The 25,019-nt window shown below is 79.4% G+C and carries 9 protein-coding genes; 3 read left to right on the top strand and 6 right to left on the bottom strand.

What is annotated here, in order from left to right; all coding sequences use genetic code 11:
- The first annotated feature begins 75 nt into the window (after nucleotides 1-75).
- Both RM780_RS20170 and RM780_RS20165 read left to right on the top strand, forming a co-directional pair.
- Nucleotides 76-7,257, top strand: a complete 7,182-nt coding sequence (locus RM780_RS20170) for a type I polyketide synthase (RefSeq protein ID WP_311632214.1) — start codon at nucleotides 76-78, stop codon at nucleotides 7,255-7,257.
- 42 nt (nucleotides 7,258-7,299) lie between these two features.
- Nucleotides 7,300-13,710, top strand: a complete 6,411-nt coding sequence (locus RM780_RS20165) for a type I polyketide synthase (protein ID WP_311632213.1) — start codon at nucleotides 7,300-7,302, stop codon at nucleotides 13,708-13,710.
- On the opposite strand, the gene RM780_RS20160 is transcribed toward RM780_RS20165, so the two are convergent.
- From RM780_RS20160 to RM780_RS20140, 5 genes are all read right to left on the bottom strand, one after another.
- Entirely contained in the window at nucleotides 13,697-15,265 is a 1,569-nt protein-coding gene (locus RM780_RS20160) for an AAA family ATPase (RefSeq protein ID WP_311632212.1), read from the bottom strand. The genes RM780_RS20165 and RM780_RS20160 overlap by 14 nt on opposite strands.
- Nucleotides 15,266-15,403: 138 nt before the next feature.
- A complete protein-coding gene (locus RM780_RS20155) occupies nucleotides 15,404-15,976 on the bottom strand; it encodes a hypothetical protein (protein ID WP_311632211.1) in 573 nt (190 codons plus the stop codon).
- Nucleotides 15,973-16,212, bottom strand: coding sequence for a hypothetical protein (locus tag RM780_RS20150; RefSeq protein ID WP_311632210.1), 240 nt, complete (start codon nucleotides 16,210-16,212; stop codon nucleotides 15,973-15,975). The genes RM780_RS20155 and RM780_RS20150 overlap by 4 nt, the downstream gene beginning before the upstream one ends.
- A 61-nt stretch (nucleotides 16,213-16,273) precedes the next feature.
- The gene (locus tag RM780_RS20145; RefSeq protein WP_311632209.1) at nucleotides 16,274-18,058 is read right to left on the bottom strand and encodes a hypothetical protein; all 1,785 of its coding nucleotides are present in this window, start codon (nucleotides 18,056-18,058) and stop codon (nucleotides 16,274-16,276) included.
- A 67-nt stretch (nucleotides 18,059-18,125) separates the two neighbouring features.
- Nucleotides 18,126-18,617: a hypothetical protein gene (locus tag RM780_RS20140; RefSeq protein ID WP_311632208.1), complete on the bottom strand. Its 492-nt coding sequence runs from the start codon at nucleotides 18,615-18,617 to the stop codon at nucleotides 18,126-18,128.
- A gap of 192 nt (nucleotides 18,618-18,809) precedes the next feature.
- Between RM780_RS20140 and RM780_RS20135 the strand changes: the two genes are divergently transcribed.
- Nucleotides 18,810-20,813 carry a caspase family protein gene (locus RM780_RS20135; protein ID WP_311632207.1) on the top strand — a complete coding sequence of 668 codons (2,004 nt, stop codon included), beginning with the start codon at nucleotides 18,810-18,812 and terminating at the stop codon, nucleotides 20,811-20,813.
- A 26-nt stretch (nucleotides 20,814-20,839) separates the two neighbouring features.
- Here RM780_RS20135 and RM780_RS20130 read toward each other — a convergent pair whose 3' ends face one another.
- Nucleotides 20,840-25,009, bottom strand: coding sequence for a CHAT domain-containing protein (locus RM780_RS20130; RefSeq protein ID WP_311632206.1), 4,170 nt, complete (start codon nucleotides 25,007-25,009; stop codon nucleotides 20,840-20,842).
- Nucleotides 25,010-25,019: the final 10 nt, after the last annotated feature.

Below are 25,019 nucleotides of genomic sequence, written 5' to 3'. Positions count from 1 at the left end.
GGCGGCTGTGACGGCGGGCCCGACGCCGGGCACGGCGCCTCCGCGGAGGGCACGGGGCAGGAGCCGGGGGCCGCGATGGCGGGTGGGGGATGGCTCGTCGTGGCCGGGGAGGCGGACGACGGCATGGCGGCAGCGCTGGCCGGGGCGCTCGGCGGACGGCCCCTCGTGCGGGCCGGGCGGGGCGAACGGACGCGGGGGCGGCTCGCCGCCCTGGTGCGGGACGCGCTGGCCGGGACCGAGGAGCGGCCCTCCGGGGTGCTCTCCCTCCTCGCGCTGCCCGGAGAGGGGGCCGCGCCGGAGGGCGGCGCGGTGCTCGCCACGGTCGCCCGGCTCGGCGCCCTGGCCGACGCCGGGGTGAGCGCCCCGCTGTGGTGCGCGACCCGCGGGGCCGTCTCCACCTCCCCGGCCGACCCCGTGCGCGACCCGGCGCAGGCCCTGCTGTGGGGCCTGGGCCGGGCGGCGGCGGTCGAACGACCGGACCGCTGGGGCGGGTTGATCGACCTGCCGCCGGAGCGGGACGCCCGCGCCGCCGCCCGCCTGGCCGGGGCGCTGGCCCGCCCCGGCGGGGAGGACCAGCTCGCGCTGCGCCCCTCGGGGGTGCTGAGCGCCCGCCTGGCCCGCGCCCTGCCCCCGCCCGGCGACGGCGCGCCCGCGCCGTGGTCCGCCTCCGGCACCGTCCTGATCACGGGCGGCACGGGCGCGCTGGGCGGGCACGTCGCGCGCGCCCTGGCCGGGGCCGGGGCGCGGCACCTGCTGCTCCTCGGCCGCCGCGGCCTTCAGGCGCCGGGCGCCGCGGACCTGGCGGCGGACCTGGAGGCGCGGGGCGCCGCGGTGACGGTGACGGCCTGCGACGTGACCGACCCGGCGGCGCTGGCGGCGGCGATCGCGGCCGTGCCGCGCGAGCACCCGCTGACCGCCGTCGTCCACGCCGCCGGCGTGCTGGACGACGGACTCCTGGACGCGCTGACCCCCGACCGCCTGGCGGGCGTCCTGGCGCCCAAGGCGGGCGCCGCGTGGGCGCTGCACGAGGCGACCCGCGGCCTGGAGCTGTCGGCGTTCGTCCTGTGCTCCTCGCTGGCGGGCACCCTGCCGCGCCCGGGGCAGGGCGGGTACGCGGCGGCCAGCGCGTACCTCGACGCACTCGCCCACCACCGGCGCGGCCTGGGCCTGCCCGCCACCTCCGTGGCCTGGGGCTCCTGGGGGGCGGGCGGCATGGTCGCGCCGGGCCTGGCGGACCGCCTGGCGAGGCAGGGCGTGCGGCCCATGCCGCCCGAGGCCGCCGCGGCGGCGCTGCTGCGGGCGTTGGCCTTCGGGGACACGTGCCTGGCCGTCGCCGACATCGACTGGGGGCGGCTGGCCGCCGCCCAGGGGGCCGCGCGCCCGGCCCGGCTGCTGGAGGCCCTGCCCGGGGCCGCCCCTCCCCGGCGCGAGGCGGCGGGCGACCCGGCGCGCGACCCGGCGAAGGCCGCGCCCCCCGGCCGCCTCGCCGTCCCGGCCGGGCGCGAGGGCGAACGCCGCATGCTGGAGCTGGTGCGCTCCGAGGCCGCCGCCGTCCTCGGGCACGCGGACGGCGAACGGGTCGCCCCCGAACGGGCCTTCCGCGACCTGGGGTTCGACTCCCTGACCTCCCTGGCCCTGCGCGACCGGCTCTCCGCCGCCACCGGCCTGCGCCTGCCCGTCACGCTGGCCTTCGACGAGCCCACCGCCGCGGCGCTCGCCCGACGACTCCACGCCCGCCTCGCAGGGGCGGCCCCCGCCGCGCCCGAGCCCGCCACGCCCCGGCCCGCGCCGTCCCGGACGACGCCCGCCGAGGGCGGGGGCGGCGGCCCGGTGGCGATCGTCGGCATGAGCTGCCGCCTGCCCGGCGGCGCGCACAGCCCCGAGGAGCTGTGGGAGCTGCTGCGCGCCGCGCGGGACGCGGTCGGCCCGCTGCCCGCCGACCGGGGCTGGGACCTGGAGGCCCTGGGCCGCCCGGGCCCCGGCGGGCGGGGCCCGGGCGGGGGCGGCTTCCTGGCCGAAACGGCCGGGTTCGACCCGGAGTTCTTCGGCATCTCGCCCCGCGAGGCCGCCGCCGTGGATCCGCAGCAGCGGCTGCTGCTGGAGACGGCCTGGGAGGCGGTGGAGCGCGCGGCCATCGACCCGCTCGCGCTGCGCGGCAGCCGCACGGGCGTGTTCGTCGGCGCCAGCTACACCGACTACGGCACGCGCTTCCGCACCGCTCCACCGGGCTTCGAGGGCCAGTTGGCGACGGGCGGGGCGGCGAGCGTGGCCTCCGGCCGCATCGCCTACACCCTCGGCCTCGAAGGCCCGGCCCTGAGCGTGGACACCGCCTGCTCCTCCTCGCTGGTCGCCCTGCACCTGGCCGTGCAGGCGCTGCGGCGCGGGGAGTGCGCGCTGGCCCTGGCCGGCGGGGTGACGATCATGTGGACGCCCTACACGCTGGTGGAGTTCGCCCGCCAGGGCGTGCTGTCCCCCGACGGCCGCTGCCGGGCGTTCTCCGCGGAGGCCAACGGCACGGGCTGGGCCGAGGGCGTCGGCGTGCTGCTCCTGGAGCGGCTGCCCGACGCGCTGGCCCAGGGGCACCCGGTGCTGGCCGTGGTCCGCGGCAGCGCCACGGGGCAGGACGGGGCGAGCAACGGCCTGACCGCGCCCAGCGGCCCGGCCCAGCGGCGGGTCATCCGGGACGCGCTCGCGGACGCGGGCCTGGGGCCCGGGGAGGTGGACGCCGTCGAGGCGCACGGCACGGGCACCGCGCTGGGCGACCCCATCGAGGCCGCGGCGCTGCTGGAGACCTACGGGCGCCAACGGCCCGCCGGGCGCCCGCTGTTGCTGGGCGCGCTGAAGTCGAACCTCGGGCACACCCAGGCCGCCTCGGGCGTCGCCGGGGTCATCAAGATGGTGCTGGCGCTGCGGCACGGCCTGCTGCCGCGCACCCTGCACGTGGAGCGGCCCACCCCGCACGTGGACTGGTCCTCGGGGGCGCTGCGGCTGCTGGAGCGGGAGGCGCCGTGGCCGGCGGCGGAACGCCCGCGCCGGGCGGGCGTGTCCTCCTTCGGCATCAGCGGCACCAACGCCCACGTGATCCTGGAGGAACCCCCGGCCGCCGCCCCCGCCCTGGTACCGCCGACGGCACCCGGGCCCCGGTCGGCGGCGAGGCCGGAGGCCCCCGCCGGGCACCGCCCCGCCGCGCCCCTGCCCTGGCCGGTCTCGGCCCGCTCGCCGGAGGCCCTGCGCGCCCAGGCCCGGGCGTTGCTCACCCGGCTGGGCTCCGCCGGCGCCTGGCGCCCCGAGGACATCGGCTACTCGCTGGCGACCACCCGCTCCGCGTTCGAGCGCCGCGCCGTCGTGGTCGCCGAGGGCCGGGACGGCCTCCTCGCGGGCCTGACCGCCCTGGCCGAGGGCCGGGCCGGCCCCGGCCTGGTGCGCGGCACCGTCCCGGCGCGGCCTCCGCACATCGCCTTCGTCTTCGCCGGGCAGGGCGGGCTGCGGCCCGGCCTGGGCCGCGGGCTGTACGAGGCGTACCCGGCCTTCGCCCGGGCGCTGGACGCCGCCTGCGAGCACGCGGACGCCCACCTCGAACGCCCGCTGCGGGACGCGCTGTTCGCCCCGGAGGGAACGCCCGGGGCCGCCCTTCTCGACGAGGACCCGGCCTGCGCGCAGGCCGGCCTGGTGGCGTTCCAGACGGCGCTGTGCCGCCTTTGGGAGAGCTGGGGCGTGCGGCCCGACGCGGTGCTGGGACACTCGGTGGGCGAGGTGGCGGCGGCGCACGCGGCCGGGGTCCTCTCCCTGGCCGACGCCCTTCGGCTGGCGGCCCGCCGGGGCCGGCTGATGCGGGAGCTGCCGGAGGACGGGGCGATGGTCGCGGTGCGGGCCACCGAGGAGGAGGCTGCCGGGCACCTGGCCGAGTTCGGCGGCCGGGTGGTGATCGCCGCAGTGAACGGCCCGCGCGATGTGGTCCTTTCGGGCGAGGGGGAGGCCGTGGCCGCGCTGGGGCGCCGGTGGTGCGCCGAGGGCCGCCGCACCCGGCGGCTGCGGGTCGCCCGCGCCTACCACTCCCCCGCCGTGGACGCGGTGCTGCCCCGACTGCGTTCCCTGGCCCGGGAGTTGGCCCTCGGCCCGCCGCGCATGCCGTTCTTCTCCACCGTCACGGGCACCCGGGCCGGGGCCGGGGAGCCGGCCGACCCGGAGTACTGGGCGCGCAACGCCCGCGAGCCGGTGCGCTTCCTGGCGGCGGTGCGCGCGCTGCGGGAGCAGGGCGGGACCGGGCACGTCGAGATCGGGCCGGACGCGGCGCTGACCGCCGCCGCCCGCGCCTGCCTCCCGGCCGCCGACGGGCCGGTCCTGGTGGCCACCCTGCGGCGCGGCCGGCCCGAGGCGGCCACCGCTGTGGCGGCCCTGGCCGCCGTGCACGCCCACGGCCGGGAGGTGGACTGGGAGGCGGTCTTCGCCGGGCGGGGCGCCCGCCGGGTGGAGCTGCCCACCTACGCCTTCCGGCGGCGCCCCTACCTTCTGCCGGTCCCGGCCGGGGCGGACGTGACGGAGGCCGGGCTGCGGCCCACCGGGCACCCGCTGCTGGCCGCCGCGGTCGACCTGCCGGGCGAGGAGGGGCTGCACCTCACCGGCCGGGTCTCGCTGCGCACCCACCCGTGGCTGGCCGGGCACGCCCTGGGCGGGGAGGTGCTGCTGCCGGGCACCGCGATCCTCGAACTCGCCCTGCGCGCGGGCGCGCTGGCCGGCGCGCCGGGCGCGGCCGAGCTGAGCCTGGAGGCGCCGCTGACGGTGCCGCGGCGGGGCGCGGTCGCGCTGCGGGCGGCGGCCGGGCCGCCGGACGCGCGGGGGTGCCGGGCGTTCATCCTGTACGCGCGGGCGGAGGGGGCGCCGGACGCTCCCTGGGTGCGGCACGCCGGGGGCACGCTCGCCCCGGTGCGGGAAGCGCCGGGGCCGGAGACCGGGCCGTGGCCGCCGCGGGGCGCCGGGCCGCTGGCCGTGGAGGGGCTGTACGAGCGGCTGGCCGAGGCGGGCGGTTTCGCGTACGGCCCGGCGTTCCGGGGGCTGCGGGCCGCGTGGCGGCGCGGGGAGGAGGTGTTCGCGGAGGTGGCGCTGCCGGCCGCGCTGCTGGGCGAGGCCGGCGGATACGCCGTGCACCCGGCGCTGCTCGACGCGGCGCTGCACCCGGTGGCGTTCCTGCGCGAGGACGTGTGCCTGCCGTTCGCCTGGACGGAGGTGGCCGTGCACGGCACCGGGGCCACGGCGCTGCGGGTCCGGCTGACGCCCACGGGGGCGGAGACGGTCGCGGTCGAGGCGAGGGACGCGGCGGGGCGCGCGGTGGTGACGGCCGGTGCGCTGCGGCTGCGGCCCGCGCCGGGGGCACGGGCCGCCGGGTCGCGCGGGGCGCTGTACCGGGTGGCGTGGCGGCGGGTGCCCGCCGCGCCGGGGACGCCTGTGTCCGGCGAATCGGCCGCAACGGGCGGGGCGTCGAGCGGTCTCCCGGCGGCGGCCGTCTCCGGCCCCTCCGGGCCGCGGCCGACGACGGCCTGGTTCGGCGGGGGCGAGGGTCCCGGCGCCGTGCGGGAGGCGGCGCGCCGGGCGCTCACGCTGGTGCAGGGCCGGCTGGCCGGGGACCGCCCGGCGGGTGCGCCCCTGGCGTTCGTCACCCGGGGCGCGGTGGCCGCGCGGCCGGGCGAGGAGGCCCGGACCTCGCCGCCCGCGGCGGCCGTCTGGGGCCTGGTCAGGACCGCGCAGGAGGAGCACCCCGGGCGCTTCCTGCTGGTGGACGTCGCGCCGGACCTGCCGGAGTCCGGCGCGGCCGGGGCGGTGGAGCGGGCCCTGGCCACCGGCGAGCCGCAGGTGGCCGTGCGCGGCGAGGAGGCGTTCGTTCCCCGCCTGACGCGCCTGGACCCGGCCCCGGCCGCCGCGCCCGCCCCCATGTGGCGGCCGGGTGGCACCGTGCTGATCACGGGTGGGACGGGCGTGCTGGGCGGGCTGCTGGCGCGCCACCTGGTGGCCGCGCACGGCGTGCGGCACCTGCTGCTGGCCGGGCGGCGCGGCCCCGGGGCGCCGGGCGCGGGGCGGCTGCGCGAGGAGCTGAACGGCCTGGGCGCGGAGGTCTCCGTCGCCGCCTGCGACGCAGGGGACCGGGTGGCGCTGGCGCGGCTTCTGGCCTCGGTGCCGCCCTCCCGGCCGCTGACGGCCGTCGTCCACGCGGCGGGCGTGCTGGAGGACGGCGTGGTCGCCGCCCTGACGCCCGGGCGGCTGGACCGGGTGCTGGCCGCCAAGTCCCTGGCCGCCGCGCACCTGGACGAGCTGACCCGCCCGCTGGGCCTGTCGGCCTTCGTGCTGTTCTCCTCGGCCGCCGGGGTGCTGGGCGGCTCGGGCCAGGCCGCCTACGCGGCGGCCAACGCCCACCTGGACGCGCTCGCCCGGCGCCGCCGCGCGGAGGGGCTGCCCGCCGTGTCCCTGGCCTGGGGGCTGTGGGAGGAGCGCAGCGGGATGACCGGCGGCCTGGATTCCTCCGCGCTGCGGCGGATCGCGCGGCGCGGCCTGGCGCCGCTGGCCACCGCGGAGGCGCTGCGCCTCTTCGACGCGGCACTGGCCCGGGGCGCGACCGACGTGCTGCCGCTGCGGCTGGAGTTGACGCCTGCTGCGGCCGGGGAGGAGCCGCCGCCGCTGCTGCGCGAGCTGCTGCCCTCGCCGGGCGCGCCGGGCCGCGTGCCCCGGGCCAGGACGGGCGCGGAGGCCGGAGGGGACCCGGGCGGGGAGCTGCGGCGGCGGCTGGCGGTCGGCGACGGCGCGGCGCGCGAGGCGTTGCTGCTCGACCTCGTCCGCGGGCATGCGGCGGTCGTCCTGGGGCGCGCCGACCCGGGCTCGCTTGATCCCGAACGCGGCTTCCTGGACCTGGGGTTCGACTCGCTGGCGGCCCTGGAGCTGCGCAATCAGCTCGCGGCGGCCACCGGCCTGCGCCTGCCCGCCACGCTGCTCTTCGACCACCCGACGCCGCGCGCCGTCGCGCTCCGCCTGCGGGAGGCGCTCGGGGAGGCCGACGGGCCCGGGGAGGCCGGGCGTCCGGGCGAGGTCCACGCGGGCAACGGCCGTTCCGGCGACGCACGCGCGGACGAGGCACGCGCGGACCCCGGGCGCGCGGACGCCGGGCGTTCGGGCGCCGGGCGTTCGGGCGAGGAAGCGCCGGCGAGCGCCGGCCCGCCCGCCGAGGACGACGAGATCTTCGACCTGGCCGAACGGGAGCTGGGCGGCGGCTGACGGCCCGCGCGGGAGCGCGGCGCCGTGGAGGGAGCGGATGCGATGAGCGAGGAGAGGCTGCGCGACTACCTCCGGCGGGCGCTGGCCGAGGTGCGCGCGGGCCGCGAGCGGCTGCGCGAGGCGCGGGAGGCGGCGCGCGAGCCGGTCGCGATCCTGGGCATGGCCTGCCGTTACCCCGGCGGGGTCGAGACGCCCGAGGACCTGTGGCGGCTCGTCTCCTCCGGAACGGACGCCGTCGGGCCGTTCCCCGCCGACCGCGGCTGGGATCTGGAAGCCCTCTACGACCCGGAGCCGGGGCGGCCGGGGCGCTGCTACGTGCGCGAGGGCGGATTCCTCGAAGGCGTCGCGGAGTTCGACCCCGGCTTCTTCGGGATCACGCCCCGCGAGGCGCTGGCCATGGACCCGGTGCAGCGGCTGCTGCTGGAGACCGCGTGGGAGGCCGTGGAGCGGGCCGGGCTCGACCCGGCGGGCCTGCGCGGCGGGGACACGGGCGTGTTCGCCGGGATCTCCTACCAGGACTACGGCTCCCGGCTGCGCGCGGCGCCGGACGACGCGGAGGGCTACCTGGGCACGGGGAACGCCGGCAGCATCGCCTCGGGCCGCCTCGCCTACACCCTCGGCCTCCAGGGGCCCGCGGTGACGGTGGACACGGCCTGTTCCTCCTCGCTGGTCGCCCTGCACCTGGCCGTGCAGGCGCTGCGGCGCGGGGAGTGCGCGCTGGCCCTGGCGGGCGGGGCGTGCGTGATGGCCCGGCCCACGCCGTTCACCGACTTCGGCCGCCAGCGCGGGCTGGCCGCCGACGGGCGCTGCAAGCCGTTCTCGGCGGCGGCCGACGGCACCAACTGGGCCGAGGGCGTGGGCCTGTTGCTGCTGGCACGGCTCTCGGACGCCCGCCGCGCGGGGCACCCGGTGCTGGCCGTGGTGCGCGGCTCGGCGGTGAACCAGGACGGGGCGAGCAGCCGGCTGACGGCACCGAGCGGCCCGGCCCAGCAGCGGGTCCTGCGCGCGGCGCTGGCCGACGCGGGGCTCGGCCCGGCCGAGGTGGACGCCGTGGAGGCGCACGGCACGGGCACGGCGCTCGGCGACCCGATCGAGGCGGGCGCGCTGGAGGCGGTGTTCGGGGGCGAACGGCCGGGCGGGCGGCCGTTGTTCCTCGGCTCGCTCAAGTCGAACATCGGGCACGCGCAGGCGGCGGCCGGCGTCGGCGGCGTCGTCAAGACGGTGCTGGCGATGCGGCACGGACTGCTGCCGCCGACCCTGCGCGCCGAGCCGCTGTCTCCGCACGTGGACTGGTCCGCGGGCACGCTCCGGGTGGTGACCGCGCCCGTGCCGTGGCCGGGGACGGGCGCGCCCCGGCGGGCCGGGGTCTCCTCCTTCGGCTACGGCGGCACGAACGCGCACGTCGTTCTCGAACTCCCCGAGGAGTCGATGGCCTCGGCTCCTCCTCCCGGCGGCGACGAGGGGGCCGCCGGGGGCGAGGCGCGGCCCGTGGCCTGGCCGCTGTCCGCGCGGGACGAGGAGGCGCTGCGGGCGCAGGCGGCCCGCCTGCGTGAGCACCTGGCCGGCCGCCGGCCCGCCCCGGCGGACGTGGGCCGCACCCTGGCCGGCCGCACCGCCTTCCGGCACCGGGCGGTGGTCGTCGGGGCGGACCGGGCCGGCCTGCTGGGCGGGCTCGACGCCCTGGCCGCCGGGCGGGCCGCGCCCGGCCTGGTGCGCGGAACGGCCCCGGCCGCGCCGCCGCGCGTGGTGTTCGTCTTCCCCGGCCAGGGCGGGCAGTGGCCCGGGATGGCCCGCGCGCTGCTGGAATCCCCGGCGGCGGCTGCGTTCCGCTCCGCCGTCGCGGACTGCGAGGCCGCGCTCGCCCCGCACGTGGGCTGGTCGCTCACGGACGTGCTCAACGGCGCGCCCGGCGCCCCCGATCCGGAGCGGACCGACGTGCTCCAGCCGGTGCTGTTCGCGGTGATGGTCGGGCTCGCCGAGGAGTGGAGGGCACACGGGGTGCGCCCGGACGCGGTGCTCGGGCACTCCCAGGGCGAGGTGGCCGCCGCCTGCGTGGCCGGGGCGCTGAGCCTGGAGGACGCGGCGCGGGTGGTGGCCGTGCGCAGTGCCCTGGTGCGGCGGCTGCTGTCCGGGCGGGGCGGCACGGTGGCCCTGCCCCTCTCCGCGGAGGAGGCGGAGCGGCGCTGCGCCCCGTGGCGGGGGCGGCTGTCGGTGGCGGCGGTCAACAGCCCCTGGTCCGTCGCGGTTTCGGGGGACGCCCAGGCGTGCGAGGCGCTGCTGACCGCCTGCGCCGCGGAGGGGATCGGGGCCCGGCGCGTCGCGATGGACTTCGCGTCCCACTGCCCGCAGGTCCAGGCGCTGCGGGAGCCGGTCAAGGAGGCGCTGGCGGGGGTGGCGGCGCGGCCCGGGGGCGTGCCGATGCGCTCCACCGTCACCGGGGAGGCGGTGGACACGCGCGACCCGGCCGCGCTGGACGGCCGGTACTGGTTCCGCAACCTGCGCGAGCCGGTGCGCCTGCGGGACGCGGTGCGGGCCCTGGCGGCGGAGGGGCACACCGCGTTCGTGGAGGTGGGCCCGCATCCGGTGCTCGGCCTGCCGCTGCGCGAGACGCTGGAGGAGGCGGGGCGGGCGGGCTCCGGCAAGCACGTGGTGCTGGAGACGCTGCGGCGCGGTGAGGGAGGGCCCGGCCGGCTGCTGGCCTCGCTGGCCGGGGCGCACGCGGCGGGCCTCCCGGTGGACTGGGAGCGGGTGTTCGCCGGGGCGCGGCGCGTGGAGCTGCCGACGTACCCGTTCCGGCGGCGGCGGTACTGGCTGGAGGACGCGGCGGCGGGCGCGGGGGACCTGGCCGCCGCCGGGCTCCGCCCGGCCGGGCACCCGCTGCTGGGCGCGCTGGTACCGGCGGCCGGCCGGGCGGGCGCCACGGTGTTCACCGGCCGCTTGAGCCGCCGCGCCCAGCCCTGGCTGGCCGGGCACACGGTGGCGGGCGCGGTGGTGCTTCCGGGCGCCGCGCTCCTCGAACTCGCCCTGCACGCCGGCCGCGTCACCGGCTGTCCGGCGGTGCGCGAACTCGTCCTGCACGCCGCCGTGGTGCTCCCGCCCGAGGAAGAGGTGCTGCTGCGGATGAGCGTGGGCGCGGCGGACGCCGAGGGCCTCCGGGAGGTGGCCGTGCACGCCGGGCCGCCCGGCGGACTCCCGGACGCCCGGCCCCCGGAGGAGGCCGGCTGGCGCTGCCACGCGAGCGGCACCCTCGCGCCGGACGCCGGGCCGGGGGAGGGAACGGCCGGGGCCTGGCCGCCGGAGGGGGCCGAGCCGGTGGACGCGGGGGCCGCGTACGAGGGCCTGGCCGCGGCCGGGCTGCGCTACGGCCCGCCCTTCGGCGGGATGACGGCGGCCTGGCGGCGGGGCGCGGAGGTCTTCGCCGAAGTCGCCCTGCCCGCAACGGCCGCGGCGGAGGCCGAGGCGTACGGCATCCACCCGGCCCTGCTCGACGCGGCCCTGCACCCGGCCGCGCTGGGCGCGGTCCCGGACGGGGACGGCGGGACGGCGGACCGACTCGCTTCCGTTCCCTACGCGTTCAGCGAGGTGGCGCTGCACGCCACCGGAGCGCGAACGCTGCGTGTGCGGGTGGCGCCGGAGGGCGCGGGCGCCGTGCGGGTGACCGCCGAGGACGCGGACGGGCGGCCCGTGATCCGCGTGGGGGCGCTGACGGTCCGCCCCCTCGCCGCCCTCTCCTCGGCGGGTCCCGGGAACCTGTTCGCCCTCGGGTGGGTGCCGGCGGGACCGGACGACGGGGGCCCTGGGGCGGCGGCGCGGTGGGCCGTTGTCCAACGCCCCGGCGGGGAAGGGGCGTTCCCCGACATCCCGCCGGAGACCCACCGGAGCCTCGGGGCGTTCCGCGCCGCGCTGCGCGGGGGCGCCGCGCCGCCCGCCCTGCTGCTGGCCCCCCGCGAGGCTGCCGGGGGCGAGGCGGGCGGGGGCGCGGCCGGGGCCCACGCGCTCGTCGCGGACACCCTGGCCCTGCTGCGGGAGTGGCTGGCGGAGGAGCGGTGCGCGGACAGCCGCCTGGTGGTCGTCACCCGCGGCGGCGTCGCGGTCCGGCCCGGCGAGGCCGCGCGGCTGGTCCCCGCGCAGGCCGCCGTCTGGGGCCTGGTGAGGTCGGCGCAGACGGAGCACCCGGGGCGTTTCGTGCTGGCCGACGCGGACCAGGACACCACCACCTGGGCGGTCGCGCGGGCCGTGGCCCGCACGGGCGAGGAGCAGGTGGCGGTGCGGGGCGCGCGGGCGTACGTGCCCCGGCTCGCGCGCCGGGCGGGCGCCGCCCCCTTGCGCGCGGGCGCGGGGCTGTCCGGGCCGGTGCTGATCACCGGCGGCACCGGCCTGCTGGGGGCGGCGGTGGCCCGGCACCTGGTGACCGCGCACGGGGTGCGGGAGCTGGTGCTGCTCTCGCGGCGCGGCCCCGCGGCGGCCGGGGCCGCCGCCCTGCGCGACGAACTCGCCGCCCTGGGCGCGGAGATCACCCTCGCGGCCTGCGACGCGGCGGACCGGGAGGCGCTGGCCGGGCTGCTGGCCTCCCTCGCCCGCCCGCCGGCCGCGGTGATCCACGCGGCGGGCGTGCTGGACGACGCCCTGCTCGCCTCGCTGACGCCGGAGCGGGCGGCGCGGGTCCTGCGGCCGAAGGTGGACGCGGCGGCGCACCTGGACGCGCTGACCTCCGGGCCCTCGCCCGCGCGGCTGGTGCTGTTCTCCTCGGCGGCGGGGACGTTCGGGACGGCCGGCCAGGGCGCGTACGCCGCGGCGAACGCCTTCCTCGACGCGCTGGCCGAGCGGCGGCGCGCGGCCGGGCTGCCGGCGGTGTCCCTGGCCTGGGGGCTGTGGGCGGAGGCGAGCGCGATGACGGCGGGGATGACCGAGGCGGACCGGCGCCGGCTGGCCAGGGCGGGCGGCGGAGGGCTGACCACGGCCGAGGGGCTGGCGCTCTTCGACGCCGCGCTGGCGGCCGGCGACCCCGTGCTGCTGCCGATGCGCCTCGGCCCGGCGGCCGAGGCGCCGCCGGTGCTGAGCGGGCTGATCGCGCCGCCCCCGGCGCGCCGTGCCGCGCCGGGGCGTGCGCGAACCCTGCGCGCGCGCCTCGCGGGGCGCGACCCCGCGGAGCGCGCCGCTGTCCTGACGGAGCTGGTGCGGGACCTGACGGCGCGGGTGATGGGGCACGCGGACACCGAGGACGTCGCCCCGGACGCGGGCTTTCCCGAGCTGGGCTTCGACTCGCTGATGGCCCTGGAACTGCGCAACGCCCTCACCACCGCCACGGGCCTGCGCCTCCCCCCGGCCACCGTCTTCGCCCACCCGACCCCCCTGGCCCTGGCCGCCCATCTGGCCGGCCACCTCGGCGACCTCCCACCCGGCAGGCCGCCGGCCGACGAATCTGCCGCTGCCGGCTCCGCCTCCGCGCCGCACCGGTCCCCGGAGGCGGCCCGGGCCCCGGCCGCACTCGCCCGCCCCGGCGGGAACGGCGCCTCGAACGGCGCCCGCCCTCCCGAGGGCGGCCCGGCCCCGGCCCGCCCCGGCCCGGCCGCCCGCCACGGCGGCACACCGGCCGAGGGCGACCCCGTGCGGGCGCTGTTCCTGCGGGCCGCCGACGCCCGGCAGTTCGGGGTCGGGATCGAGATGGCCCGGCTCGCCGCGAGCCTGCGGCCCACCTTCGAGGGGCCGGCCGGCTGGGGCCGGCCGCCCGTGCCGCTGCGGCTGGCCGCCGGGGAGGCGGAGCCGCGCCTGGTGTGGTTCACCTCCTTCGCGGCCATCGGCGGCGTCCACCAGTACCTGCGCCTGGCCGTCCCGTTCCGCGGCCGGCACGAGGTGGCGGCCCTCACCGTCCCGGGCTTCGGCGACGGCGAGCCGCTGCCCGCCACCAAGGGCGCGCTCCTGGCCCTGTACGCGGCGGCGGTCCGCGCCTGGACGGGGGACGACGCCCCCGTGGTGCTGCTCGGCGCCTCCTCCGGCGGCATCCTGGCCCACGACGTGGCCGCCGAGCTGGAGCGCGCGGGCGCCCCGGCGCGCGGCCTCGTACTGCTGGACACGCTGATGGACTCCGACCTGGCCGGCACGGTGGGCCTGACCCAGACGCTGCTGGGCGGCATGCTGACCAGGGAGAGCGTCTCGGCGCCCCTGGACGACACGCGCCTGACGGCCATGGGCTGGTACGCGGTCCTCTACGACGGCTGGCGCCCGAAGCCGCTGACCACGCCCACGCTCCACGTCCGCGCCGCCGAGCCGCTGGTTCCCCGGCCCCCGGGCGAGCCCGCCCCCGAGCCGGCCTGGCCCGGCGCACCGGCCGTGGTGGAGGTCCCGGGCAACCACTTCACCATGCACCACGAACACGCGGCCACCACGGCCGCGGCCGTCCTCGCCTGGCTCCCCGGCCTCACCGCACCGGCAACGCCCGTCAGTCCCCCATGAACACCACCCGCCGGGTCCGCGGCGCCGCGCCGCCCGTGCCGGGCCGGCCCGGGGCGCGCCCGGCGGGGACGGCGCGCTCGCGGCCCCAGGAGCGGATCTCCTCGATGCGCTCGGGGTTGGTGCGGCTCAGCGGGGAGGTGTTGGCGAAGGTGTCCTCCACGAACGAGGGACGCAGGCTCTCCGCGCCGCCGCTCAGCAGCACCTCCGCGCCCACCTCGTGCAGGGCCGCCTCGATGTCCGCGCCCGCGAAGCCCTCGGAGAGATCGACCAGCCGCGCGACCTGCTCGGGGTCCGGCTCGTTCTTGACGTAACGCCGGTAGTACAGCTCGATGATCTCCTTGCGGTCCTCCTCGTCGGGCAGGTCCACGAAGAACAGCTCGTCGAAGCGGCCCTTGCGCAGCAGCTCGGGCGGCAGGCTGGCGACCTCGTTGGCGGTGGCGACCACGAACGCCCGGGAGCGCGACTCCTGGAGCCAGAACAGGAATTGCCCGATGATGCGCTGCCCGACGCCGTTGATGTCGTCGCGGCCCGCGAGGCCCTTCTCGATCTCGTCGATCCACAGCACGCAGGGCGCGACCCGGTCGGCGGTCTCCAGCGCCTCCCGCATCCGGCCCTCGGACTCGCCGAGGTACTTGCCGTGGATGCTGGCCATGTCCAGTCGGTAGAGGGGCAGACCCCACTCGCTGGCAACGGCCTTGGCGGAGAGGGACTTCCCGCAGCCCGGGACGCCCACGAGCAGCACGCCGCGGGGCGGGCGCAGGCCGGTGCCGCGCAGGTCGGCGTGCATCATCTCGTGCTTGCGGGCCAGCCAGGCGCGGAGGTTGGCCAGGCCGCCGACCCGGTAGTCCTCCTCGGAGAGGGTGACGCGCTCCAGGCCGGCGAGGTCGTTGAAGATGCGGTCCTTCTGCCGGGCGACGGTGAGGACGTCCTCCTTCTCGACGGAGCCCTTGGAGACGATGGTGGCGATGAGGTTGATCGCCTCGGCCTCGCTGACGCCGTGCAGGAACTCGGCGGCGCGGCGCCGGTCCTGCTCGTCCCACTTGATGGGGACGACGCCCTCGTGGTCGTCGAGGAAGGACGCGACCGTGGCGTGCATCTCGTCCACGTCGGGCAGGTCGAGCCGGATGCTCATGCCCAGGCGCTGCAGGCCGCTCCAGATCGGCTTGTCGGTAATCAGGACGACGCTGCCGCCCCCGGCGTCGGCCAGGCGGGCGAGTTCGGCGACGTGGCGGGTGAACTGCGTGTCCAGGTCGAGGTCGTCGGGGTCCACCAGCACGAGCGTGGCCTGCGGGCGGCTGGTGAACTGGGCGGCGGCGAACTCCATGGCGCCGGTGAGCGAACGGTCGTCCTGCATCGTGGCGTTGGTGCGCAGGTCGCGCAGCCCTGTGGCCCGGGTGTAGATCCAGAAGGGCATCGCGCTGCGGCGGGGCTGCGCGGCGACCTCGCGGACCAGCCGCATGGCGCGCTGCTGCTCGATGGTGCGCAGGCCGATGACCGGGACGCGGGCGTTGAGATAGCTGTCCAGGTCGCGGCGGCTCTCGGCGTAGTTCGTCATGGCGGCCTTCGTTCGCCTCGGTGGGTCGTCGGGGTCGTCGGGGTCGTGGAATCGGCGGTGCTCGGCGGTGTTCGGCGGTGTTCGGTGGCTCCGGGGCCTGCGGCCGGACGGCCGGGGCGGGGGCCCGGCGCCCCCGGGTCAGGGGCCGATGACGCGGCGGCGGGAGGGCGAGGCCGGATCGTAGGACCAGCCGGGGCCGTCGGCCCGCTCCCCTGGGCCGCCGTCCCCGGCGAGGGCGGCGGTGAGCGGGTTGTCGCGCAGGGGTCGCAGCCGCGCCTCGGCGGAGGCCGGGGCCCCGGCCGTCTCGGCATCCCGGCGGGCGTCCTCCTCCAGCTCGCGCTGGACGCGGGTGACCTGCTCGGCCAGCAGCGCGTCGAGCCGGGAGCCCAGACCCGGCGGGAGGGCGGGGAGCCGCGTCAGCTCCCGCGCGGAGCGCAGGCCCTCGCGTGCCTGGGCGAGCGCCCGGCCGAAGGCGAACTCGTCGCCGCCCTCGGCCCGCAGCGCGGCGGTGAGGGTGTCGGCCCACGCCTGGAGCCTGCGGTCGAACGCCTCGGTCAGCCGGGCGGAGAAACGCTCCCAGGTGCCGGTGGAGAAGTCGCCGGGCGCCAGGGGCGGCAGCCGGGAGGCGTCGAGGCGTTCGCCGCGGCCCCACCGCTCCAGGTGGTCGGCCCACGCCTCGTAGGCGCCACCCCCGCCCCACAGCCGCGTCACGGGCCGTCCGCGCCGGGACGGCGGACGAGCAGTTCGCCCGGGGGAAGCGGGGACCACTCCGGCAGGTCCTCGACGACGCGGCGCAGCCGCCCGGTGAGGGGGTCGGGGGGCGCCTCCCCGGCCGTGGCGGGGGCCGAGGCCCACCGGCCGGAGGCGCCGGGGCGCCGGGGGGTGACGGGCGCCGCGGCGGGCGGCGGCCCGGCGGGTCGGGGCGGCGGCTGGACCGGCTGGCTCACGGGCTGCTCCTCGGTACGCGGTTCGCGGTGCGCTGGTTCACGGTCTGCGCGGGCGCGGCTCTCAGGCCCCGGCGGGTCCGGCAGCCCCGGCCGGGGGCACGGTCCGCTGCTCGAAGGGCGTGCGGGCGTTCCCGGCGGTGGGCAGGTCGTCGAGGAACGCCCGCACCTCTGCCGAGACGGCGTCCGCGGCCTGGAACCGGCTCTGCCAGTCGGTGAGTTCGGCGCGGGCCTCGCTCAGCTGTCGCAGCGATTCCTCGCGGGACCTGGCGAGCAGCTGGCGGACGTGGTCCTGCATCGCCGCGGCCTTGGCGACCTGCCGGTGGATCACGAAGCCCCAGACGGCGGAGACGACCGCCGCGGCGCCGAGGCCGACGGCGGTGTCGAAGGACCCCACGACCCCCAGGACGGCGAGCGCCGTGGCGGCCAGCGCGATCACGCGCGCCTTCCACGGGTAGGCCAGCGAGTCCACGAACCAGCGCCCGTGCTGGTCCCAGTGCTGGGCCAGGGAGTTCTGAAGGGCCTCCAGGGGCTGGGTGAAGGAGCCCGTCCACGGCGGCAGCGAGAAGTTCCGCGCCCCGGTGTTGTGCGTGGCGGAGAGCGTGACCTGCACGTCGGGCGGCAGGGCGGCGCGGTAGGCCAGGGAGAACTCCTCGTGGGCCTGGGAGAGCCACGGGTGGCAGGCGACCACGGCCAGGCGCTGCGTGGCCGGGGAGACGCCGATGGACTCCGGGTCCAGCGCGGAGGCGGTCTGCACGGTCAGGTAGTCGAGGGTCTCCTCCAGGGCGGCGGCGTGCGCGTCGGCCCGCTGGGCCGCCGCGTCCAGGTCGCCGTCGCAGTCGATGACGGCCTGGTTGAACGCCAGGTCGCGGCGCAGCGGCAGCTCCTCGGTGTCGTACTCCGACACCAGCCGGTCGAGGATGTCGTCGACCGCGTCCTCCAGCTTGCCGGTGGGGGTGAACTCCCGTTCCACGACGGCCCGGTAAGTGTCCAGCAGACGCCGCTGCGCGGCGGCGGCGCCCAGCACCGCGTCCAGCTGCTGCCACTGCGGGGAGAGGGCGGCCAGGCGGGGGAAGCCGGCGGCGGCCGTGGGGCCGCGCAGGGACTCGATCTCGGCGCGCCACCGCTCGACCTGGGCCACCGCGGCGGCCTCGTCGGCCAGCAGCTTCTCGCGCCAGTCCGCCATCCGCTCGCGCAGCAGCTCGCGCCCGGGGCCGCCGAAGGCGCCCTGGGAGACGCACTCCAGGATGACGGCGAACTCCCGGCCGAGGCGGTAGGGGTCCTGGGCGTTGAGGAAGTGCCGCAGCCAGCGTGTGGCCTCCTCCCGGCGGCCCTGGCGGCGCAGAACGAGGGCGAAGAACAGGGAGGTGCGGCCGGGCGAGCGGCGGAAGCCCTCCTCGACGGCGCGCTCGCACAGGGCCCTCTCGTCGGAGGACCAGGCCGCCAGCGCGACCAGCACGGGGGCCAGCCAGTAGCGCGGGGTCTGGAGCATCAGCTCCTCGCTGACGGAGCGCACGGTCTGCTCCGAGACCAGGCCGACGTCGAAGGCCTGGAGCATGCCGACGGCGGTGCGGCGCACGACCTTGTTGTGCCCGAACTCGTGGTCCAGCTCGTCCCTGATGACGCCGACGCGGGTCTCGGCGCGCTGGACGTGGGCGGTGCGCCTGGCCTCGTTGACGAAGGTCAGGAAGTCGTCGCGCAGTTGCTTGAGGTCGTCCTGCGTCTGGGCCTGGCGGGCGTCGACGGCGGAGACCTGGCCGGAGACCACGTTGACGCGCTCGCCGAGCCGCACCACGAGGGCGTTCACCTGCCGGACCTGCTCCCGGAGGACGTGGTCCACCTCGGTCATGCGTTCTCTCCGTTCTGCGTCCGGTCGCGGGGGGCCGTGCGGTGCGGGGCGGGGGGAGCGGGCGGCGTCACTGCGGGGCGCCGCCGCGGGTGCGGACGATGCGGCCGTCGTCGTGGACGGGCAGCAGCAGGCCGTTGTCGTACACCTCGACGTAGGCGTAGGCGCCGGCGCGCACGAGCATGCGGGCGCCGGAGAACGGCTCGGGCATCGCCTCGTCGGGCGCGTAGTGCTCCAGGATGGCGCCGATCAGGCTGAGCCGGTGGTCCACGTAGGGCGGACCGAGGTGGCAGGCGGCCACGAAGCCCAGGGGCAGGGGCTCGTTCCGGCTCTCGTAGTGCTCGCGCAGCCAGGCGGCGAGCTGGGCGCGGGCGGGCGCGTCGAGCCCGGCGTCGAGGCTGCGCACCGCGCGCAGCACCTCGGGCGGGCGGGCCTGCTCGCGCCCGGCCGGGGCGAGGCGCGCCGCCCGGCGCTCGCCGGTCGCGGGCCGGGCGCCGAACGCGGCGCCGCGGGCGGGCCCCTCGGGCCGCACGACGCGGCGCGGCCCGTCGCTGTGACTCATGCTGCTGCTCCCAGCCTTGCCCCCGGAGGCGCCTCAACGCCCTGTGTCCGGCAGCATAGTGACGATCCGTCGGATAGTGAGCCCCTTCGGGCGGCCCGGAGGCCCGGCGCCCGGATCACGCCCGGAAATCGGCCGTGTTCCGCCCGGACGGAGGCCCGCGCGGGCGGAGGAGCGGCTGCGAGACTGGCGCGCATGGCCACGGTTCACGCCCTGCTGGTGGGCATCGACGACTATTCCGCCCTGGACCGCCCGCGGTTGGGCGGCTGCCTGAACGACATCGCCGCGGTGGAGGGCTGGTTGCGGCGCAGGGCCGGCGGGCGGCTGCGGCTGCGTGTGCTGCGGGAGGGCGAGGCCACGAGGGCGGCGGTCGCCGAGGGGATACGCGAACACCTGGGCGCCGCGGGGGCCGGGGACACGGCGCTGCTGTGGTACTCGGGGCACGGCACGGAGTCCGAGGTGCGGGAGGCGGGGGACGAGCGCCGGGAGGCGACCGGCCGTTACCAGGCGCTGGCCTGCGCCGACCTGCCGCTGGTGGACCGGGAGCTGGGGGCCCTGCTGGACGGGGCGGCGGCGCGCGGCGGGCACGTGGTGGCCGTGCTGGACTGCTGCTTCGCGGGCGGCGGGACCCGCGAGGAGCGGCTGACGGCCCGGTCCATGCCGCCCGCACCGGCCTGGGGAGCGCTCGCCGGCGCGCTGCCGGAGGCGCCGGGGGCGGGAGCGCGGGACGCCGCCGGGCCGGACGGGGACGGCAGGGCCGCGCCGCGGCACCTGCTGCTGGCGGCCAGCCGCCTGTACGAGAAGGCGTGGGAGGACACCTTCGGGGAGCGGCGGCACGGGCTGTTCACCTACGCCCTGCTGGGCGTGCTGGGCAGCGGCGCCTACGAGGGCGCCACCTACCGGGAGGTGCTGGCCGCCGCCCACGCCCGGGTGCGGCGGGCCACGGCGGGCCAGCACCCGGTGCTCCACCCGGACCACCCGGGCGGCCCGGCGGACCTGCCCTTCCTGGGGGCCGCGGGCGTGCGCCGGCCCTCGCCGCACCTGCTGCGGTTCGGACCCGACGGCTGGGAGGTGGACTGCGGCGGCGCCCACGGGCTGCGCGACGGCGGCGCCCAACCCCGCGCGGAAGGTGTGGAGTTCACCGTGACCGCGCGGCCGGAGGGCAGGGCGGGGCCCGGCGGCGGGGAGGTCCGCTCCGTGCGCGTCACCGAGGTGCGGGCGGAGCGCGCCCTGGTCCGGCCCGGCGGTGGCTGGGCGCCCGATCCCGAACGCACCTACCCCGTGGCGCTGTCGGCGCTGCCCCTGCCGCCGGCCGCCGTGTCCGTCGAGCCGCCCGCGCCCGGGGACCCGGCCGCGGAGTGGCTGCGCGGGGCGGTCCGCTCCGCGGGGCCCGGTGGCGGGCCCTCCCCGCTGCTCTGCGGGGACGGCGGGAGGCACGAGCCGGAGGGGCTTCTGCTGCTGCGCGTCCTCCCCCGCGGGGGACGCGCCCACGTGCTGCGCCGCGACGGCACCCCGTTCCTGGCGCCGCTGCCGCTGAGCGGGCCCGGGGACGCCCGGCGTGTCGCGGAGGCCCTGGTCCACCTGGCGCGCTGGCACCAGATCCGCGACCTGGAGAACCCGGCCGCAACGCTCGGCTCCCCGGTGCGGGTGGAGGTGACCCCGGTGGCCGGGCACGAGGACCGCCTGCTGCCGGGCGACGGCTCCCGCGAGCTGGTGTGCGCCTACGCCCGCGGCGCGGAGGGCTGGCTGCCGCCGCTGGTCACCGTACGGCTGCACAACCGGTCCTCGCGCAGGCTGTGGTGCGTCCTGCTCAACCTCACCGACAGCTACCGCAGCCACTCCCTGCTCTTCCCCGGCGACTGGATCGGGCCGGGCCGTTCCGGCTACGCCCTCGGCGGCGACCCCGTGGAGCTGTCCCTGCCCGCCTCCCGGGAGCCGCGCCCCGGCGCCGAGGTCCGCGACTGGCTCACGCTCCTGGTGGCCGAGGGCGAGGTGAACACGCTGCCCTTCCACCTCGACGCGTGGGACCCGGCCGCCCCGGGCCACCGGGGGGCCGCCGCGGCGGCCGGGGACGGCGTGCTGCGCCTGGCACCCCCGGCGCGGGCCGACCGCGACGCGGGCCCCGCCGCCGGGCGGCCCGCCTCCCCCGGCCAGTGGACGACGTACACCCTCGCGCTGCGCACCGTCGTGCCGTCCTGAGCGCCGGCGGCCCTCCGGCCCTGGCCTCAGCGGCCGAGATGGGTGAACCCCGCCCAGGCGGCGAGGTCGTGGGGGGCCACCCGCGCGGCGCGCTCGGCGAGGGCGGCGGGCATGCCCTCGGGGGCGGCGCGGCCGGGGTCGAGCATCCACAGCTGCGCCCGGCGCAGCGCCTCGCCCGGGGCGGCCTTCTCGCGGCGCAGGAACCAGTGCGTCATGAACATCAGCACCGAGGTGGCGTCGTCCGGCACCGGCCACAGCGAGCCGATGACGGAGCGGGCTCCGGCGACGAGGAAGGCCGTGGAGAGGCTGTACGCCTCGTTGAAGCCCCGTCCCGAGACGTGGCTGCGGCAGGCGGCCAGCACCACGAGGCCCGGACCGGCGGCGCCCTCGCCGTGGGCCTCCGTCAGCTCCTCGGCCGCCAGGTCGCCGCCGGCCAGCCACAGCCGGGCGGTCCGCAGGCCGTGCTCGGCCACCGTTCCGTGGCAGGCCAGGTGCAGCGTTCCCGTGCCGTCGGGCAACGAGCGCAGCCAGCTCAGGACTTCGGCCGGGGTGCCCTCGCCGTCGGCCGCGGCGGTGGCGCGGCGGCCCAGGAAGCGGCCCCGCGGGTAGAGGACGCGCTGCACCGCGTCGGCCTCCTCCCCCGCGTGCCGCAGGTCGCCGGTGGGGTCGCCGACGATCAGGGCGGCGTCGCCGGGCGCGGCGGGGCCGCGGGCTGCGGCCTCGCACAGCAGCCGGGCGGAGGCGGCGTAGGAGATCTCGGCCCGCTCCACCGCGTGCAGCCGGGCGCCCCCGCCGGCCGGTCCCCAGGCGGCGTGCCAGGGGACCACCGCGAACGCGCCCATCGGCACCAGGACCAGCTTCAGCGGCGCGGGGCCGTTTCCGGGTTCCGCGTCGTCATCCTCCGGGCCGAGGGCGGAGATCAGCGGCTCCATGGCGGCGTACCAGGCCCACGCGCACAGGCGGTCCAGCTGCTGCCGCGGGGCGGGCGGCGGGGCCGCGCCGGCGGGCCCGGCCGAGGCCGGGCCCATGTCGCGGGCCTCGCGCCCGGCCGGGGCGTAGGCGCGCAGCGGGGCGGCGTCCTCGGCGAGCCGGGGCAGGGGCAGGGTGCCCACCCGGCCGCCCGCGGTGACGATGACGGCCGCGCCGCCGGCGCCGCCGTGGGCGGGCACCAGGTAGGCGAGGGCGTCGGCGCCCGTGGCGCGCAGGGCGGCGGCGATCTCGGCGGGCTCGGGCGGGTCCAGGAGGGCCGCGCCGCGCCGCCGCCCGGCGTCCGAGGCGGTGAGGGCCTCGAACACGCGGCGCCGCAGGTCGCTGCCCGGCCCCCGTGCGGGGGCCGTTCCGGGCACGTGGGAGGCCGTCTCCTCCCCGCCCGCCTCCCGCCAGGCGCGGGCCAGGTCGGGGCGGCCGACGGCCTCCAGGGACCGGGGCACGCCGGCGGCGGTGACCGTGGCGTGCAGCACCAGGCCGCGGCAGGCGTCGAGCGCGCGGACGGCCTCGTCGAAGGCGCCGTCGGCCAGGCACCAGGCGGCGACCTCCAGGGCCCCGGAGGTCGCCTCCCGCGCGGCTTCGGCGGCGTGCGCGGTCCCGGCCTGCAGAAGCGTGGACCAGGCGTGGCCGCGCAGCCCCTCCAGGCCGGCGCGGCGCGCCGCGGCCCGGTCGCCTGAAGCGTCGCGCAGCCGGTAGGCGCGGCCGAGGGAGACGCTGAGGTCGGCCCACATCTGGTGCGCGGGCCCGCCGGCGAGCCGTCGGCAGACCTCCAGCCGTTCGACGCTCTCGGCCACCAGCTCGGCGCGGCGCGAGGGCCGGGGCTCCACCTCGGCGAGCGCGCACAGGGACATCCCCAGGGTGGAGGCGCTGCTGTGCCAGTCGGCGGATTCGGGCTCCTGGAGGTCCATCGCCTCCCGCAGCAGGCCGCAGGCGGCGGCCAGGGCCCGCGGGTCCTGGGCGCGCAGGGCCTCGGTGCAGCGGAGGTGGGCGAGGGTGCCGACGAGGTGGCCCCGTTCGCGGCGGGGCAGCCGTGCGGCCGTGCGGCGCAGCTCCGCGTCGGTGGGGCGCCGCCGGGGCGGGGGCGCGGGCGGGAGGCCGCCGGTGCGGGCCAGGTCGTCGCGGAACAGCGCCAGGCCGTCCAGGCGGACCCACACCTGGGCGCGGACGGGGTCCTCCGGGGACAGCCGTTCCGCCACGTCGGCCAGCCGGGCCAGGGCGCGGTCGAGCCCGGCCACGTCCCTGGCCTGCGCCGCCGCTATGGCCGCCGCGGTGGCGCTGTCGGCCTGGGCGAGGAGGCGCTGGTAGGAGGTGAACGTCTCCTCGCCGGCCAGCCGGTCCACGAGCCGCTGCCCGGCCTCCCGCTCGTCCCGGCCGCCGCGCACCTGCCCGAGCAGGGCGGTGACCTGGGCCTCGACCTGCGCGAACACGGGGTCGGAGGCGCCGAGTTCGCGGGCCTGTTCCACGTGGTGGCGCAGCTCATCCAGGGTGCGGCCCGAGGCGTCGAGGCCGTCGTTGAGCAGGACGAGGGCGGCCACGACGTGGGCGCGGGCCCGCGTCGCGGGGTCGGCGCCCGGGTCGCCGACGGCGGCGTCGATCAGCGCCCGCTTCTGCTCGCGGGTGACGTGCGTGCCGTGCGGGTCGAGCACCGGCAGGAACGTCAGGATGCTCCTGGCCGAGGCGGCGCGGTCCTCGGCGTCGGGGCCGCGCTCCTCCCATTCCCGGTAGTGGGCCAGGAGGGACTCGGGGGTGCGCAGGGAGTCGTGCGCCAGCTCCCCGATCAGGGCGCCGGCGTCCTCCCCGGGGCCGAAGTCGATGAAGTCCCGCCCCTGGACGACCCCTTGCATCAGCCGACGCAGTGAGTCCAGGACCTCCTCCCGGGAGGGAGCGGGCTCCCCCTCCGGCGCCGCGTCGCCCTCCTCGTGGCGAGCCCAGGCCAGGAGCATGCGGGCGATGTCGCGGAAGTCCGCCCCGGCGTCCTCCTCGGCCAGGACGCGGGCCGACCCGTCGATGACGTCCCGCAGGCGGGCCGGGGCGCGGTCGCCGAGGTAGCGGCGCTGCTGGAGCGCGGCCAGCATCAGGGAGGCCCGCCAGGCAGCCGGTCCGTCCCGGGCGGGGTCCCAGGCGGCCACGGCGTGGCGCATCATGGCCAGGGCGCGCTCGCGCCCCGGGTCGTCCTCGCGGGCGGAGGCGCGTTCGTAGAGGAACTCGGCGAACCGGTGCAGGAAGACGGGCGGGATGCCCTCCAACGCGCCGGGCTCGTCCAGGAGTTGAGTGGCCTCGGCGGCGGCGAGCGCGACCTGGCGGCCGTCGCGGCGCTCCTGGCCCAGCACGCCGCGGACGAACGCCCGCCGCATCCGCGCCTCGTGGACCCACCAGGCGCCTTCGGCCGGGGCCTCCTCCAGCGCCCGGTCGAAGCCGTCGCGGGCCTCGGCGAAGAGCCCGGCGTCGGCGGCGGCGACGCCCTGGCCCATCAGGGCCTTGGCCAGCCCGAAGCGCAGCGCCGCACGGTCGGGCCCCGGGGGCACTTCGGCCAGGGCCGCGCGGACGTGTGCGGCGGCGGCGCGGAAGTCCTCGGGGTCGTCGGTGCGGCAGCCGCGTTCGTGGGCGAGGTCGGCGAGGGCCAGGCGCAGGTCGGCGGCCAGGGGCTCGTCGGCGCGGTCGGCGAGCGCGTCCGTCAGGCGCCGCGTGGCCTCGGCGGCCAGCGCCTCGCGTTCGCCCGGGTCGGTGGCGTTCTCGTGGCGGGCGGCGGCGACGAACGCCAACTGGAGGCGGCCGTAGCGGCGCTGCTCCTCGCCGCCGGGCAGGCCCTCCAGCGCGGCGAGGCCGTCGGTCAGCTCCCGCTCGGCCAGGTCCGCGAGGGCGGGGGCCTCCTCGCGGTCGTGGCGCAGGGCGTGGACCCGGCCCAGGAGCACCAGCGCCTCGCCGCGCGTGACGGGGTCGCGGGAGCGTTCGGCGGCGCGGACCAGGGCGTGCTCGGCCCGCCGCAGATCGGCCTCGTTCTCCTCGTGTTCGAACAGGGCGAGGCTGAGTTTGCCCACGGCGCACCAGTCGGCGGCGGCCCCGCGCCCGGGGCGGGCCTCGGGGCGGCGAAGGGCCGCCAGCAGCCCGTCGCGCTCGGCTCGGATCGCGCCGGCGTCGGGCTCCTCGGCGGCGGGGCCGCCGTCCGCGGCGGGGGCCGGGGGGCCGTCGGCGTCCGCGGGGTCGTTCACGTCAAAATCC

This window comes from Streptomyces boetiae (assembly GCF_031845405.1).
GTDB lineage: Bacteria > Actinomycetota > Actinomycetes > Streptomycetales > Streptomycetaceae > Streptomyces > Streptomyces boetiae.
This window is presented reverse-complemented; position numbering and strand designations above follow the sequence as displayed.